This window comes from Blastopirellula marina DSM 3645, assembly GCF_000153105.1.
GTDB classification, from domain to species: Bacteria; Planctomycetota; Planctomycetia; order Pirellulales; family Pirellulaceae; genus Blastopirellula; species Blastopirellula marina.
Genome location: NZ_CH672376.1, coordinates 1,181,987 through 1,198,396, shown reverse-complemented (window position 1 = coordinate 1,198,396; position 16,410 = coordinate 1,181,987). Strand labels below are relative to the sequence as shown.

The following is a 16,410-nucleotide window of genomic DNA, read 5'->3' as shown; positions in this document are numbered from 1 at the left end:
CGTTAAGCGAATAGATAGTCGCTTTACGTTGCTTTTCAGCCGATCCAGAAAATACGCTGAGCTGGGAAGAAGTGCGGCGAAGTGTCTGAGGTGCGATTCTTGCCGGCCGCCTATCGCGACTTGGCTGAGATTGTCGCATGGTACGACTCCAAGCAAACGAGCGTATCCCGCGACCCTCTGCATGCTGGCTAAGATTTCTCTTTCAACATTTTCTTCGCCGCAAATGCAGCGAGGGAAGCTTCTATCTCCTCCCAATGCCGCTCGGCCCAGATCCAGACGCCGCAAAAAGCCTCTCCCAAGCTTTCTCCCAGCGGCGTCAACTTGTACTCGACTCGCGGCGGCGTCTCGGCATAGGCGGTTCGTTGAATCAGTCCGTCGCTCTCCAATTGTCGCAGTGATTGCGTCAGCACCTTTTGACTGATTCCCTCGACCATCCGCTGCAATTGATTGAACCGAGCATCCGGATATTCGTGCAGCGCCTCAATGATCAGCAGCGTCCATTTGTCGGCGATGCGCGCAATGATCTCACGGACGAGCGCCGAGATCTTGGGGTCTAGTTCTGACCATTCAGGCGAATCGCCTGCGGCGTTGTTCACGGGATTTGTCCTGTTTCTGCGTTCATACTTACCAACAGGTGCGTAACGCACTTTGATGTGCGTTCTTTCCATTTTAATCGATCACGCCTATCGTTGCCTGCAGAGACCCATCGCAGCCCAAGGAGCATGACATGCAGACAAATGGCGACACGATCTTGATCACCGGCGGCGCTTCGGGCATCGGCAAAGGCTTGGCCCAAGCGTTTTATCAACGCGGCGACCAAGTTATCCTCGCCGCGCGACGGACCGATGCATTGGCGAAAGTCGCTGCCGAAAGTCCCGGAATGGCCTACTATCCGCTCGACGTTTCTTCGCCAGAGAGCATCGCCCAACTGACAGCTCAAGTCATCGCCGATTATCCGTCGCTTAACGTTCTAATCAACAACGCCGGCGTCATGATCCCCGAGGATCTGTTGAGCGATCCGCTCGACCTGACCGCCAGTATGACGACGATCACCACCAACCTGATCGGCCCAATTCGACTGACCGCCAGCTTGCTGCCGCATCTACGTCAACAACCGGCGGCGACGGTGATGATGGTTAGTTCTGGCCTGGCCTTCACGCCGCTGGCGATGACTCCCACGTACTGCGCGACAAAAGCGGCGATTCATTCGTACTCGCAATCGCTCCGCTATCAACTGCGTGAAACGAACGTGGAAGTGTTGGAACTAGCGCCCCCTTACGTTGCGACCGAACTAATGGGAAGCCAACAAGCGGCCGATCCCCGGGCGATGCCGCTCGAGGAATTCATCACCGAAGTGATGAACCTTGTTACTAGTGGTGAAACGCCTAACGGAGAAATACTTGTGCAGCGCGTTCATCCGCTTCGATTTGGAGAAGCCAACGGCAACTATTCGCAAGTCTACGAAGGCTTGAATGCGATGCAGCATCCGGAATGAGCCCGTGCAAATGGGGCTCGCCTGCTGTTATCGGCTCCAACCGATCGACAGCGACAACAGTGCGCCGGAATCGATGCCGATCTGGTCCATGCGATCGCTCGAAAATCCTTGTGCTTGGAAGATTTCGCGATCAAACAGATAAGCGCCGGAGAGATCGGCCGAAAAGCCCCAGCCTAGTTCGCGCCGCAGTCCGATGGTGAGACGCTGATCAAAGAAGTAAAGCCGATCCGCGTTGTCAGCGCGGCCTGAGAGAAGATAAATCTTGTTGTTGACCGAGTATCCGCCGTAGACGACGACCTTGGCTCCCAACTCTTGCTCCACCAACAGATTGACATTGGTTAAGGGAGTGTAGGTAAACGAGAACGTCCGTCGCTCGGTCGGGCGATACTTCAGTGAGAAGGGTACGCCGATGTTCATTTCAAACTGCTCGTTCGGTCGCCACACGTACGCGATGCCAGGCAGCGGAAATTGAATCTGTCCGGTAGGCGAATAGAACAAGCTAAGGTTCCAAGAGTCGCGTCCATCGCGCCAAGGAATGTTTAAAAAGGCGACCGCCGACAGGGTCATGTCATTAATGTCATCGAACGGCTCATTGGTCGCCGTGCCGACGCTCAACATGCCGCCGGCCTGCCAACCGTTGGCGAGTTCGCGAAAGTGCGTGACGCCAAAGTTGATTTGATAAAAGCGATCGGGAAGCGGTACGCCGGAGTCAGGCAAGATGGCGTTGGAACTGATATCGAGTTGATCGTAATTGAACGTCGCCGCCCAGATTCGCCCTTCCTGCATTGAGATCGGCAGCGTCAACGACGCGAGAAAACCGCTCATCGTGAGATCGCCATTTTGGCTGTTCAGATTTTGCTCTGGCGCCCAAAAAGCGTAGGTTTTGAACGGATCGCGTTGCTTTCCGCCAAAACCTTTTTTCTTCACCGGCTGTTTCGCTTCGTCTTCGACAAAGCGCATTTCTTCTTGAAAGAATTCGGTCTGCGGATCGGCCGGCAGCGCATAGGCCGCTTCTTGATACGGCGAGGGAGCTTGATACGACTGCGACCACGGGACGTATTCGGCCGTCGCAACGTCCTCAGGCACGACGTCAAAATAGCGAAACTGGTCCGTAGGCGACGGCTGAGGGGTTTGATAGCGAGATTCTGCGGGTCCGTCGTACGTCTGCGCAGCCGCGATTCCCTGCCCGCTACAGGCGCAGACCGCTAGCAATACGATGATCCGTCGATTCATAATGGCCCGAGCATCCCTTCTCGTTTTGACGCGCGTTGCGGACAGTACTAGATACTGCAGTTGGCGTCAAAGGGTTTCGGATTCCCATTCTGCGAAAACCAAACGGCATTTGCCTCAAAAATGGTCGCTCCGAACGCCGTGAAACGAATAGGATCACCACGAAGAACGCACCAATCCCGATTTCCAGAAAGGGCCGAAAGAAATGGCTGACCATCCAGATCTACACAACCAGGAAGAGAAGTGGAGTTGCCGATCTGCCCCCTGCCCAGTTTGCGAAGGCGGCGAATTTGCCTGGGGCAGCGTCGACGCCTACCACGGTAGCGGAATGCAATTTATTCCTAAAGACTCCTCATTTTTAAAAAGGCTGGGCGGGTTCGAGAAGATTCTTGAGATCACGCACCGCGCGTGCTATGGCTGCGGCGCGATTCAAATGTTTCTCAAACAACCGCTGCCCGTCCCTAAAGAACAGACCTGACGGCCGTTATTTTTTCGGCAGCGCCGTCTGAATCACTTCGGCCACGTGCTTGCCAAGTTCTTCGTTCGCGCCGCTGTTAAAGTGGACGTTGCCTTTGCTGGTCTTCCACTTATCTTGGTTCGGCTTCACGAAGCTCCACATGTCGTCGACGATCACGTCGGGGTGATTCTTCAGCACCAGCAGCGCAGCGTTGTTGTACTTGGCGGCGTAGCCGGGGATGCGGCCGTTGGATCCTTCTTGCGGCACCGGCGTGGTGTTGCGCCAGATCAGCGTGGCGCCGGTCTTTTCTAGCCGCGTGACTAGCTTCTCTAGGTTCACCATGTATTGATCGACCGGTACTTGCATATGCGAGAGCGGATCGCGGATATCGGCGATTCCTTGGCTCTCCCCTTTCACATGCTTCAAATCGTGCAGGCCCCAGTTGAAATGAATCACATCCCATTGGCCGTCGCCCAGCCACTGGTCGATATGCTCTAGTCCTTGTTTGGTCGAAGAACAGTTGGTCGGCGGACGATGGACGTTGGCGATCCCTTTCAGATTATCACGCACCTGCAACGTATAGCCGATCGAGATCGAATCGCCGATCAACAACACGCGCGGCAGACCAGCGACATCTTCCACCTTTTCGTAGGGATTCCGTTTGGCCGCTTTTGTTTCGGCAAACAGCGGAGCGGCCAGACCGGCGACGAGCAACAAGACGAGTGATCGGGAAATAAGCGTAGACATTCGTAGTTCCTAGGCGGGAGAAATCAGGCGGGATCGAAATAACTTGTCAAGCTGACGCAGCGGCAATTGATGGCCGCATACCGGCGACTATTGCGCCGGTCGCACCAATACTCGCAGGCGTTTGTGCATGTACTGCGAAGCGTTGTGGCTGAAGGTCCAATCGCGTTGTTCGCCGGTGCTGTTGCCGATGCCGATGTCGGCGTCGCTGCCGGCGTTCCAATGATTGACGGCGAAGATCGTTTGTTGGGCGGCGCCGTTGTGCACTTGCATGCTGCCGTAACCGTCGACCGGCGGAGCTTTCGTGTCGCCAAAGTCATAAACGGTTTCGGAAGCGCCGGGGACTTTGGCTGCATTCGGCGTCCCATAGTTATTGGGCCAGAATTCAATGTTGCCCCCTTCCAGATCAGCGCCGGCCGTCACGTCTGCACCGCTGACCCAAATGGTCAGCGAATTTACCGGTTGCTGGAAGGACGCGCCGCTCGCGAAGGTCGGCACGCCGATTTTGGTCAGATCATCGGTGAACGCTTCCATCGAGACGAACGCCGCTTGGCGCTCGCCGCCAGAGGTCTGTAGTTCCAGCAGATAGCCGACCCGATCAAAGGCGATCGATTGTCCGCTGTTGTCAACATCGTACTTCACGCCGCCGGCAAGCTTCGACAGATCCAAGTCATAAATCAGGTTGTAACCTTTTGCGGCGCCAACTTTCGGCAGCGCGTCGGGCTTCGGTACTTCGCCGGCGCGAAACGCCGAGGTCGGCAGACCGGCGCTGTTGGTCAAGTTGGGTTCGGCCAGCTTGTGCCAGGCGAATCGCATGGCGACCGGCTGATCAATTTCTTTCGAGCTGAGGATCACCGAATCGCCGTCGATTTTGGCGTCGGCCTTCACCCAACCGCTGTCGGCGCCGATGATCTCGAAACCGGTCAACGGCTGATCATCACGCGATCGGAGGCCGTCAGCGACGTTGTCAAACACGACGCGCAGCATGCCCTTCTCTTGCTTCATCGCTTTAAAGGTCGGGCCATCGGCGACAATCTCTTGGCGGTCGTAGGTATCTCGCAGCGCGAGATTCGCCAGGCGAAGTCCAACTTCTTGCTTCATCGGCGGGTGAATATCGTGAAGCGTTGCGACGTCGTTGATCACCACCATGCCGGTGTTCGGAATGGCCAGCGCCGCTGATTGGGCTTCCCAAAACTCGGCCAAGACTTCCGGCTTTTCTTCGCCGTATTGATACGGTGCGATTTGCACGTAAAGGAACGGGAAGTCGCCCATGTTCCAAAGTTTTCGCCAACCTTCGATCAGCGCTTCCATCTTGGAAGTGTAAAGCATGCCTTCGCCGTGATTCGATTCGCCCTGGTACCAAATCGCGCCGCGGAAAGGCAAACCGATCAACGGATGAATCATCGAGTTGTAGATCGCCGTCGGATCACCGGCGCCGGTATGCGGCTGCAAATCATCAGGCGCCGTCGGGCTAGGGGGAACCGGCTGACCAGCGGCGGCTTTGATCTTCGAATCGGCCAGCCAACTTTCGACGTTGGCCATATGCCGTTTCGCCAACTCCGTATGCTCCGGCGTGCCGGGCGTGCGGCGCTGTACGGTTTGCGACAAACTCTTCAATTCTTCCACGCCAGCAAAACCAACCGGCGGCGTCCAAGGTTCGATCCGCGTGCCGCCCCAGGAAGAGTTGATCAGGCCGATCGGTACGTCCAACTCTTGGTTCAATGTCCGCGCCATGAAATAACCGCACGCCGTAAACCCGGCGACTGTTTGCGGCGAACAGATCAACCAGGTTCCCTTCACGTCGTCTTGCGGAGCGACCGAAGTTTGATGGCTGAACTTGATCTGGCGAATCTCGGGGTAATTGGCGGCGGCGATCTCGGCGGCGGCGTTGGTCGACGAACCGACCGTCCATTCCATGTTGGATTGCCCCGAGCAAAGCCAGACTTCGCCCAGCAGAATATCTTTCAGCGTCACCGTTTTGTCGCCGGCAGTCACGGTCAATTGCAGCGGACCGCCGCCTGATTCCATCGCGGGCAGCTCCACCTTCCAGCGGCCTTGTTCATCCGCTTTCGCAGTCGCTTTGTTTTCGCCCAGCGTTACGGTCACCGACTGACCAGCATCGGCCCAGCCCCAAACGGGAAGCGGCATCTGACGTTGCAGAACCATGTGATCGCCAAAGAAGCCTGGCAGGCGAACTTCGGCGGCGGCAGGAGTCGCCGCCGTAGCGGTCAGCACCGACAGCAACAGCGCCGGTAGAAATCGGAGTCGAGTCATAGAGATGTTCGGGGTGACAGGGGTGAGCATGGGCGGGACAAGCGATATCACGGCACAGGACCGATAGTATCTAAGATAATCTCCAGCGAATCGCGAAGAAATAGTGACGTGGAGCCTATCGCCAATTATCCGCTTATCCGCGCGGAACAAAGGCGAATGCCGAGAAATGAGGCTTTTTCATCAACGGAACGTCTAGCTGTAAGCCGGCTGTTTCCGCCGCGGCGATCATCCACGCAGCCGTCTCCGGAAAGTCCGAGGCGCGAATATGCTCGATCGCCATCTCCAACTGCCGCGACGATAGCTGATCCCACTCGGTTCGCATGCGGGTCGCCAACCGCTCGACGCTTTCCGCGTAGGTCTCCTCTGCGGTGCGGACCACATCGGACCAGACAAAGCAGCCGGTCGGTTTCAGCACGCGGCGAATCTGCTCGAGCAACCACTCCTTTCGCGATTGCGAAAAGTGGTGAATCGAATAGCTCCCCAACACCAAATCAAACGACGCTTCCGTTTGCTGTGGGAGGAACGTCGCCAAGTCGCTTTGCGCCAGCGTAGCGCCGATCGGACTGGTCATCCAACGCTGCTCAGCGCGAGAGAGCGCCGATTCGGACAAGTCGACTCCCACATACTCGGTCAGCGGTAATTTCCCCAGCGACTTCGACGCCAAGTAACTATCCCCGCACCCGAGATCGAGCGCTCGGCCAGTGACGTTTCGCCGTTGAGCATATTCGACGATCGCCGCCGCTAACGTTTCATGCTGCATGTAGTCATGCTGGATAACGGCGTCGTACAATTCCCACTGTTCAAACAGCGCTTTGACCGAATCAATCGCTTCTTTATCCATAGGGCTGGCTTCGCCTCCTTCGATGGGATGGTGATCGGGGGAAGTTTAACTTGCGTCCTGTGCAGGAGAGATAAGGGCTAAGCCCCAATCGCCGGGAATGATTCCTACCACATCTGGAGGGGCCAGTCAGCAAGAGGTGAGGCCCGCAGAGCCGCTAGCGGGCAAATCATCGGATCCAAAAATCATTTGCTCCGCCGCGTGGATGGCATTCTAATAAACGACTCCCCCCTGCCCTGTCTTCTTTTTGGAGCCCCGACATGACCATGGATCGCTTCTCATCCGTCGATCGCCGTCAGTTTTTGAAAACCGCGGGAGCCGGCGCCGCTTTGGCCGCGACAACACCGGGGCTGCTGTTGGGGGAAGAAACGAAACCAGCGACCGACGCGAAAGCCCCCGAGTCGTTGGTGAAGCATTTGTATGACTCGATGAACGAGAAGCAGAAGAAAGAGCTTTGCCTGCCGTGGGACCATACCGATTCGCGCGGACTGCTGCGAACCCGCGTCCAAAACAACTGGCACATCACCGCTCCGGTCATCAATAGCGACTATTTCACCAGCGATCAAAAACATCTGATCCGCAAGATCTTTGAAGGAATTGTTTCGGAAGAATGGATCGAACGTTTCGATCGTCAGTTGAAAGATGACGCCGGCGGTTTTGGCAACGATCAGAATATCGCGATCTTCGGCAAGCCAGGCGAAGAGAAATATGAGTTGGTCATGACCGGCCGCCATATGACGGTTCGCTGTGACGGCGATTCGGCCGAGCATGTCGCCTTCGGCGGTCCGATCTTCTATGGGCATGCGGCCAAAGGCTTTAACGAGAAACCGGAACATCCGAACAACGTCTTCTGGCATCAAGCCGTCGCCGCGAACAACGTCTACAAGATGCTCGATGGCAAACAGCAAGATCAAGCGTTGCTAAAGACCGCGCCGTTTGAAGAAGACGTGCAGTTCCAGGGACCGGATGGCAAGTTTTTGGGGATCAAAGTCGCCGATCTCTCCAGCGATCAAAAAGAAGGGGTCCAGAACGTTCTGCAAACGCTGATCGCTCCTTATCGCCAATCGGACCGCGACGAAGTGGTCGCCTGCCTGAAAAAGAATGGCGGTCTGGACGAATGTCGACTGGCCTTCTTCAAAGAAGGCGATATCGGCGACGACAAGGTCTGGGACATCTGGCGGTTGGAAGGGCCGACCTTCGTTTGGCACTATCGGGGAAGCCCCCATGTGCATTGCTGGGTAAACGTGGCCGACTCGCCAGACGTGGCCACGAATACTGGTTAACCACGAGACAAATTGGTTCGGCCAATCGTTACAACCAATTCATCCCCCCCTCTTGATGCGAATCACCGTATCCTAAAGTGACGGGAAGATTTGGCATCGGGACGTTTCGGGCGTAGGTTCCAGAAGTGGTGTATTCGCCTGTCCCGAATCGAATTATGTCCGTTCTATGACCAAGCCCTCTCAACTTGAATGCTTCGAACTACTCGAGGAGTTTGCCAATGAGGCGGCGCAAACTCTCGACGTAGAAGCTTCATTGGATGAGTTGCTGGGCGAGGACTTTGATGACATCGAGGTGATGCGCGAACGTCGCCGCAGTCCGCGGCATGCGTTCCAGACGATTCAGATGTACGCCGAATACGATGGCGAAAACATGCCGCCGACATCGCGTTTTCGTCATGCGTCGTTTCATGACATCTCGTCCACCGGCATTTCATTCGTGTTGCCCAACAAGCCGACGCATGCTCGCTTTATCCTGGCGATCGGCATCGCACCGTTTCGGTTTTTCGAGGCCGAACTGGTGCATGTGCGCGAAATGGAGTCCGAAGGACGAATGAGCTATCAACTTGGTTGCCGATTGGTTCGCCGCATTACTCCCCACAAGCCGAGCTAACGCCGCTTGATCGCCAACCCCGATCCTTCGGCTCGCGCCTCGGACTGGTGTTCGATCGGTTCGACTAATGCCCTCCCTTCAAAACTGGCGCGGAGGGCTACGAAGACTATAATCGGTCTGTCTCGTGCAACCGAACAACGATCGCACCATTCCGCGTCCTTCCCTTAGGCTTTAACGTGCTGACTCGAACCCTCTCGCTCGTTCTCGCGTTCTGCTGCGCAGCAATCGCCGCTGCGAATGAGAGCGATACGTTGACCTTGAGCGATGGGCGAACGCTTCAGGGGATGATCTTGTCGCAGCAAGACGAAGGCGTCGAGTTTTTGGAAATCGTGCAGCCGGCGGGCAAACCAACATTCGGCGTCGTGCGCAACTACGAAAAAAGTGAAATTCGCGGCATCGCCAAAGCGGACCAAGCGGTTCGCCCTCGCTTGATCAAACGGGTCGAACGACTTCGAAATCGAACGCAAGTCGAAGCCGAAAATCGTGAAACGATCCAGCTGCGATCCGAGAAGCTAGGCGACGTCCGTTATCTTGTCGCAACCGGCGATGATTACGATCTTTACAGCCGTCTGGATGAGCCGCTGACGCGCCGCATGGCGGTTCGCCTGGAACAAGCGTTTCGCGCGTATCACCACATGATTCCGCCGCGCAAGGCTAGCGAAACGCGGTTGCGGGTATTGCTATTTGACGACGTGCGCGAATACTCGGACTACACCGCGACGCTGGGAGCCGCCGTGCGTAACCCAGCCATTTTTCTTCCGCAAGATCGGCTGATCCTGGTCAGCGCCGATTTTCGCCGACTGCAACAGCAAGCGAAAGCGGCTGGCGCCGAGCATCAGCGTCAGTTGGATTGGTGGGAGGAATTGCGCCGCGAACTACCCGCGCGATTGGACGCCTATCGCGAAGAGTTGACAGCGGCCAAAATTCCCGCGGACGAAATCGAGCAGGAAATCGCCGTGCGGCGCGAAACCTTTCGACGCCAACGTCAAGACGCGATCGTCCGCATCAAAGCGGTCGAGCGGGCCAACGACGACTCCTTGGAACGGGCCGTGGATGACACGACGCGCCGACTCTATCACGAAGCGTTTCACGCCTATCTCGAATGCTTCGTCTTTCCGGTCGCCGACTATGACGTGCCGATCTGGCTAAACGAAGGACTCGCTCAGCTCTTTGAACATGGCCAATTAGAAGGTGACGCGTTTCGCATTGACGCTCCCCCGGCCGAGCTTGTCGCCGAACTCAAAAAACGCCTGGCGTCGACCGATCGTCTGCTGCTGGCCGAACTACTGGACCGAGACAGCGCCGCCTTCGTGCTGACGACGTCTCCCCATCGCGAACAACTCGACTATGCGCTGGCATGGGGATTGGCCTGGCGACTCGTGTTCGAGGAGCGTCTGTTTGAAGGAAATCGACTGGAGCAGATGGTCAGCCCAGGCCAAAGTCGCCGCGAACGTTTAGAAACGCTATTGGGCGAGCCGCTCGATCAGTTTGAGCCCAAGTGGCGCGCGTATGCGGCCGGCCTGGCCGATAGTGGCCGCAGCCGTTAATCATTCTGGGCGCGAAACTCGTCGACTGCGTCGATCAAGTGCTCCCGTATTTCTTGCAATCGCTGTTCGTCCTCGATCTTTTCTCCCGCTTCGTCCGAGACGTAAAATACGTCGACAACTTGATCCAAGTGGGTCGCAATCTTAGCGATCGAAACGCTGAGTCCCAGCTGAAAAATTGCCCGCGAAATCGCGTATAACAACCCCACGCGGTTATGTGCGAAGACCTCGACAATCGAGAACTGCTCTGACGTTCCATTGTCGATCTTCACCTCGGTTGGCAAGACCTGCACATGGGCCGCGGTGCGCGACGCTTTGCTGGTCCAGCGCGAGCGGAAGTTCGGCGGAGCGTCGTTCTTGTCGAGCACCATCTTCTTGATCTTCGTCGCCAGATCATCCATCCGCTCGGCAGCCGGCTCTCCGCTCGACTCTTGATCAATCACATAGAATCGATCCAGCACCAAGCCGTCGGCCAGCGTATTGATCTCGGCCGAAAGAATGCTCATGCGTAAACTGCTGACGGCCCCGGCAATCCGATGAAAGACGCCAGGCACGACTTGTTCGTGCGTGCCGACGGTGATTTCGATAACATCGTGATCCGCCAGATAAGTCGTGCTGACAAACGCGCCCTCCACCGGCAACTTTTGCAGTTGCGCCAGCTCATCTGCAATTCGATCCGCAGGCGTATCGTTCAAATAACTGGGAGGCAACGCGTGGAATTGCCGTCTAAACCACGCCGGGTCTTTCTGCTTTTGCGCCAATTGTTCGAGCCGTTCGCGCTTGTGTTGCAGGCGTTTGGAAGACTCTCCTTCCAACTCGACTCCCAAGTGCCGCATCGACGCTCGATAGAGTTCGCCCAAAACGCGAACCTTCCAATCATTCAAGACGCCGGGTCCGACGCCGTCGAAGTCGGCGCAGGTCAAGACGAAGAGCATCTTCAACAGTTCGGGCGAGCCGACGTCGATCGCGAATCGCACGACCAGATCTTTGTCGGTCGTATCACGACGAAACGCCAGGTGCGACATCACCAAATGCTGCTGCACCAAAAACCGGAGCGACTCGGCGTCGCGCGGCGTCAATTGCAGCTTGGCCGCCGTTTCTAGCGCATAGCGAGCGCCGACGTCGCTATGATCTTCTTCAAATCCTTTGCCCAAGTCATGAATCAGCAGCGCCAAGTGCAAGATCCGCTTGGAACGCAGCGAACGATACGCTTCGCCGAGCGCATCGTCTCGATCCTGATACTTCGTGGCGCAGCGCACCGTTTCGATGCAATGCACGTCGACGGTATATTTGTGGTACTGATTGAATTGCAGCAAGGCTTTGGCGTGCGGCATTCCGGTGATGATTTTCTCGAGCACGCCCAGCTCGTTTAAACGGCTCAGCACTTCGCCTAACCGTGGAGGATGCGACATGATCGAGAGAAACCGCTTGCGCCCTTCATCATCCAGTTCGATCTCGCCGATCGTCTGCATACGCAAGCGGATCGACTCCCAAGTGGGATGATCGATCCATCGATCGTACAGATTGGCCAGATCCATCAGACGCAAAATCTCCGACACGTGGCCGCTCTTCTCGGCCTTCCAGCGTTTGGAAGTGCTTATTACCCGCGGGCCGACATAAATGTCGCGATCAACGCGATGCGTCATCAGCGGAGCAAGCGTACGGTAGAGAATCGAACGGGGACGAATCGTTTCGATAAAGTTGCTGACCACGCTGCGGACGCCGCTGGAATGGACAAAGTATTGCTGCATGAACTGCTCGACCGGCAACATTCCTTTCGTGCCGACATAGCCGTAGCGATCGGCCAGACGCAGTTGTTCGCCCCGGTCTAGCTGATCGTTTGACTTGCCGGCGTGAAAATGCATCTCGTTGCGAATTTGCAAAAAGAAGTTCCGCGCATTTCGCAAAATCTGTCGATCCCGATCCGAGAGCACGCCCAGCAGACTGAGCGAATCGATTTCGACTTCGCCGCACTTGGCGAAACCGAGCCAACGCACCAATTGAACGCCGCGCAGCCCGCCGCGCGAACGTTTCAAATTCGGCTCTAGCAGATAAACGGCGTCTCCGTATTGCACCCGTTCGCTATGCCGCGCCTGGAGGATCGCGAAAAACAACCAGCGGAAGCGACGGACGGCCCGGTTGCGCAACTGATCGGCGAAGGTCCGAAACAGCGAGACGCTTCCAGTCAGGTAGCGATTCTCCGCCAGGGATGTAAAGATCGTCGCGTCGGAGAGCCCCAGACTGATCGCCTGGCGGGGAGTTCGCAAACTATGTCCCAGCACCAGGCCGACGTCGGACATATCCTGCACCATGCGTTTGGCCAGCTCGGCGGCTCTTGCAAAGGCGCTCGGATGATGCAAGATCATCAAGTCGACATCGGAATAAGGCGCCACATCGCGGCGACCATACCCGCCGTGCGGCACCAGCGTGATCTTCGACGCGAGCCCGTTGGGTCCATCTTCGCCCAGATCGACCAGCGCCGCATCAAAAATATCGAGCACGATCTGGTCAAACAGATCGGTCAAACGCGTGCATACCTGCACGCCAGGCGAACCTTGATCGTGTTGCAGACGAAGCTTCTCGCGGCCCGCGGCCAACGTTTCTTTGGCTTTCAGGACGCTAGGTCGCAAGCGGAGCGCTGAATTCATCGATAGTTTCGGCGTTGACGGATCAAAGGAAGGAACGGGCCGATTTTCGCTTATTTGTCGACCAAGTCTAGGTTAATCGGCGCCGCCTGGTTAGCGGGTCAAGCCTTACTCGGCGGTTCGTTGGGCGATCGCCCACTCGCGCACCAGTGCGCCGCCGGACAAGTTCTGCACGTCGGCGAACCCGTTTTGCCGTAAGATCCGGGCCGCCACATGCGCACGAACGCCGACTCCGCACGAAACGACCGTCGGGCGATCCTGGTCAAGTTCCCCCAAGCGTTCGCGCAGATCGTCCAGCGGAATCGCGATCGCGTCGTCGGCGCCGGCCAGCGGTTTGGCGCTCACTTCTTTTTCGGTTCGGACGTCCACGACCTGCTGCCCTGACAAATTTGCGTCACTATCCAGGAACAGATCGACGCCGTCGAGATAGTTACAGGCCGAGAACGCGGCCATGTGAACCGGGTCTTTGGCCGATCCAAACGGCGGAGCGTAGCTGAGATCGACGCCCGCCAGTTGGCGAACCGTCCCCCCGAACTGCATCGCCGTCGCGATCACATCGATCCGTTTATCGACGCCTGCGACGCCAACACATTGTGCACCGAGGATCTTGCCGGTTTCGGGTGCGAACACCAGCTTTAACACCAACTGTTTGGCGCCGGGATAGTAGCCGGCATGATGATTGGCGGCGATCGTCACGCTCCATGCGTCGATTCCGAGCTTGCGAGCCATTTTGACGCTCAATCCGGTCGTCGCCGCCGCTTGCTGAAACACGCGAACAATCGCCGTCCCTTGCACGTCCGGCATTTCGGCCGACGCGCCGCTGGCCGCATGTTCGCCGGCCAGGCGACCGGCTCGATTGGCAGGCCCAGCCAGCGGCACGCGCTGTTGCTTGCCGGTCGGCCCGTAGGGATACTCGGCCGCATCGCCGACCGCGTAGATATCGGGATCGGCCGTCTGCGAAAAGCGGTTGACCGCAATCCCGCCGGTGGCGCCGATTTCTAGTCCCGCCTCTTGGGCGAGCTGCGAGTTGGGTCGCACGCCGAGTCCCAGGATCACCAGATCACCGGTCGTGACTTCGCCGCTTTGCAGTTTGACGCCGGAGGCGTTGCCTCGTTCGTCGGTCAGGATCCCGGCGATGCCGTCCCCCAAGTAAAGCTGGACCTCGCGATCGCGGAGCGCTTTTTCCAACGGGTAAGTCATTTCCGGGTCCAACGGCGGCAAGACTTGCGGCTGCAGTTCGGCCAAGACGATCTTCAGTTCAAGTCGATGCAGTTGCTCGACCATCTCCAAACCGATGAAACCTGCGCCCACGACCACGGCTTTGCGCGCCGACGTCTTGACCGCGTGTTCCCGTATTTTGTCGGCATCGGCCAAATTACGGAGGGTAAAGACGCCGGGTGCGTTGGCGTTCTCTATCGGCGGAACCAGCGGAGCGGCGCCTGGCGAGAGGATCAACTTGTCGTAGGCCAGCGTGTAATCTTCGTTCTTCAGGTGATCGCGAACGTCCAGCTGTTTGGCGGCGCGATCGATGCGGGTCGCCTCTTGATTGGCGCGCACATCAATCCGAAAACGTTTGCGCAGCAGATCGGCCGTCGCGACCAGCAGCTTCTGCCGTTCGGCGATTTCGCCCCCAATGTAGTAGGGCAACCCGCAATTGGCGAACGAAACGTGCTCATCCTTTTCCAGCAGGATAATCTCGGCCGCTTCGTTCATCCGTCGAGCGCGCGTCGCAGCCGACGCGCCTCCAGCGACTCCACCAACAATGACGATCGTAATTTTTTCGGGCATAGCAAGCGATTCCTGAGCGCGGGACGTGACCGATTCGATTCTATGCGAACCGATGGCGCCAGCTCTAGTCGTCGCTCAGATCTTCCGCCGGCGGTTCCGGCAAGAAAAACGAGCAGATCGCCCCGACCAGACAAACAAACAGCGCCACGGTCCCCGCGGCCAGTGCGGTCGATTTATCAGGCATGCAGCTCGCCAACAGCGACGTAACCAAGGCGAACGAAGTGCCGATCATGCGGCCGCCGATGTTTGCGGCGAAGCTTTCACCCGTCCCCCGTAGATGGAGCGGATAGACGCGTGGGAGATAGTTCCCCCAAAAGCTGAATTGCCCGACCGTCAAAAATCCGGCGAAGAAAATGCCGTAATGCAGCAGCGTAAGATTGTCACGGGCCGGAAAAAAGTAGAGCAGCGGAATAAAGAAGAGCGCCGGAATCAGGAACAACCGAATCAACAGTCCGCGACTGACGATCACCACGGCCAAGATCGCCAACGCGAATCGTCCCGCCAAACCACCGATTTCCTGCACGCCGTTCACTTCGGCGGCGACCGACTGTTCAATCTTTTTCTGCTCGGGAACCGGCTTGCCGGCGGTCATCTCTTTCACCTGCGGCAAACCCGGCACAATGCGCGGCGTTTGCTGCAGTGCGCCGAACGCGATGCCATACGAGCAGGCGAACATGATCGTGGTGACGATCGTCGTCCGCCGCAGCTTGGGCGAAAAGAGCTGGGCGATGCTGGGCCGCTTGAGCGTTCCGGCCGCCTTCTTTTCGGCCCACGCCGGCGACTCCGGCAGGAACGGCCGAATCACCAGCAAGGGAATCGCCGGGATAACGCCGGAGATCAACGTGTAGCGCCACGCTTCGTGCCCTTCCATGATCGCCGGAAGTTGCGATCCGTAATGGATCGCCAGATAGTTGGCGCCGGTCACCAACATCCCCCCCAGCGACGAGAATGCTTGGGTAAAACCGAGCACCGCTTCGCGCCGTTTGACGTCGGGAAAAAGTTCGGCCAGCCAGGCGACCGCTGCGACAAACTCGACGCAGACGCCGATAAAGGTGAAACAACGTAAGACCAACAACATCGTGACCGACGTGCTGAAACCAGACGCAGCGGCTGAAACGGCGTACAGCAAAATGCTGCCGACCAGCACGCGGCGACGTCCCCACAAGTCCGTCAAATAGCCTCCCAATAACCCAAACACGCCGCCGGCCATCGCCGGGACGAAGAAGAGGAGCCCCACCCACAAGTTGAATTCATCCGTGCCCGGCGCGGCGCCGATCAGCTCTTGCAGCGCCGGCCGCACAATCAACGGCAGCATCAACAGTTCGTAAATGTCGAAGGCGAAGCCAATCGACGCGATCACGCAAACAGTCCACTGAACAGGCGTTAAGCGAGGGAGATTCGACATGAGGGGGAGCCGAAATGGGTGGAGAACGACTGGGGCAACAGCCGAAAGACTGCTTCAACCCGTCACGAAGAATTTTCAAGAGCCGCCGACCGCTACA

The 16,410-nt window shown here is 57.5% G+C and carries 13 protein-coding genes; 5 read left to right on the top strand and 8 right to left on the bottom strand.

The annotated features are described in order from the left end of the window. Window positions 1-188: 188 nt before the first annotated feature. Window positions 189-596: a winged helix-turn-helix transcriptional regulator gene (locus DSM3645_RS06640; RefSeq protein WP_002651307.1), complete on the bottom strand. Its 408-nt coding sequence runs from the start codon at window positions 594-596 to the stop codon at window positions 189-191. A 131-nt stretch (window positions 597-727) separates the two neighbouring features. Here DSM3645_RS06640 and DSM3645_RS06635 point away from each other — a divergent pair, with 131 nt between their 5' ends. After that, window positions 728-1,495, top strand: coding sequence for an SDR family oxidoreductase (locus tag DSM3645_RS06635; protein WP_002651306.1), 768 nt, complete (start codon window positions 728-730; stop codon window positions 1,493-1,495). Between the two features lie 27 nt (window positions 1,496-1,522). Here the strand turns inward: DSM3645_RS06635 and DSM3645_RS06630 are convergent, their stop codons facing one another. Beyond that, window positions 1,523-2,728, bottom strand: a complete 1,206-nt coding sequence (locus DSM3645_RS06630; RefSeq protein WP_002651305.1) for a DUF6268 family outer membrane beta-barrel protein — start codon at window positions 2,726-2,728, stop codon at window positions 1,523-1,525. A gap of 202 nt (window positions 2,729-2,930) precedes the next feature. Between DSM3645_RS06630 and DSM3645_RS06625 the strand changes: the two genes are divergently transcribed. Next, complete coding sequence (locus tag DSM3645_RS06625; RefSeq protein ID WP_040351663.1) at window positions 2,931-3,203, top strand: hypothetical protein; 273 nt, start codon at window positions 2,931-2,933, stop codon at window positions 3,201-3,203. Between the two features lie 6 nt (window positions 3,204-3,209). Here the strand turns inward: DSM3645_RS06625 and DSM3645_RS06620 are convergent, their stop codons facing one another. From DSM3645_RS06620 to DSM3645_RS06610, 3 genes are all read right to left on the bottom strand, one after another. Next, a complete protein-coding gene (locus DSM3645_RS06620; protein WP_002651303.1) occupies window positions 3,210-3,929 on the bottom strand; it encodes an SGNH/GDSL hydrolase family protein in 720 nt (239 codons plus the stop codon). An 87-nt stretch (window positions 3,930-4,016) separates the two neighbouring features. Further along, window positions 4,017-6,200: a sialate O-acetylesterase gene (locus DSM3645_RS06615; protein WP_002651302.1), complete on the bottom strand. Its 2,184-nt coding sequence runs from the start codon at window positions 6,198-6,200 to the stop codon at window positions 4,017-4,019. Window positions 6,201-6,333: 133 nt separating this feature from the next. After that, window positions 6,334-7,041 (bottom strand): class I SAM-dependent methyltransferase, encoded by a 708-nt coding sequence (locus DSM3645_RS06610; RefSeq protein WP_002651301.1) that lies wholly within the window; start codon window positions 7,039-7,041, stop codon window positions 6,334-6,336. A gap of 257 nt (window positions 7,042-7,298) precedes the next feature. Between DSM3645_RS06610 and DSM3645_RS06605 the strand changes: the two genes are divergently transcribed. The 3 genes from DSM3645_RS06605 to DSM3645_RS06595 all read left to right on the top strand — a co-directional run bounded on the left by DSM3645_RS06605 (window position 7,299) and on the right by DSM3645_RS06595 (window position 10,478). Then, window positions 7,299-8,321 carry a DUF3500 domain-containing protein gene (locus DSM3645_RS06605; RefSeq protein WP_237564770.1) on the top strand — a complete coding sequence of 341 codons (1,023 nt, stop codon included), beginning with the start codon at window positions 7,299-7,301 and terminating at the stop codon, window positions 8,319-8,321. A 166-nt stretch (window positions 8,322-8,487) separates the two neighbouring features. Beyond that, entirely contained in the window at window positions 8,488-8,931 is a 444-nt protein-coding gene (locus tag DSM3645_RS06600) for a hypothetical protein (RefSeq protein WP_002651299.1), read from the top strand. Between the two features lie 176 nt (window positions 8,932-9,107). After that, window positions 9,108-10,478: a DUF1570 domain-containing protein gene (locus DSM3645_RS06595; protein ID WP_002651298.1), complete on the top strand. Its 1,371-nt coding sequence runs from the start codon at window positions 9,108-9,110 to the stop codon at window positions 10,476-10,478. Here the strand turns inward: DSM3645_RS06595 and glnD are convergent. The 3 genes from glnD to DSM3645_RS06580 all read right to left on the bottom strand — a co-directional run bounded on the left by glnD (window position 10,475) and on the right by DSM3645_RS06580 (window position 16,313). After that, the gene (glnD, locus tag DSM3645_RS06590; RefSeq protein WP_002651297.1) at window positions 10,475-13,123 is read right to left on the bottom strand and encodes a [protein-PII] uridylyltransferase; all 2,649 of its coding nucleotides are present in this window, start codon (window positions 13,121-13,123) and stop codon (window positions 10,475-10,477) included. The two genes, DSM3645_RS06595 and glnD, sit on opposite strands and share 4 nt — an antisense overlap. Window positions 13,124-13,228: 105 nt before the next feature. Then, entirely contained in the window at window positions 13,229-14,908 is a 1,680-nt protein-coding gene (locus tag DSM3645_RS06585; RefSeq protein ID WP_002651296.1) for an FAD-dependent oxidoreductase, read from the bottom strand. A 64-nt stretch (window positions 14,909-14,972) separates the two neighbouring features. Further along, window positions 14,973-16,313 (bottom strand): MFS transporter, encoded by a 1,341-nt coding sequence (locus DSM3645_RS06580; RefSeq protein ID WP_002651295.1) that lies wholly within the window; start codon window positions 16,311-16,313, stop codon window positions 14,973-14,975. Window positions 16,314-16,410 lie beyond the last annotated feature (97 nt).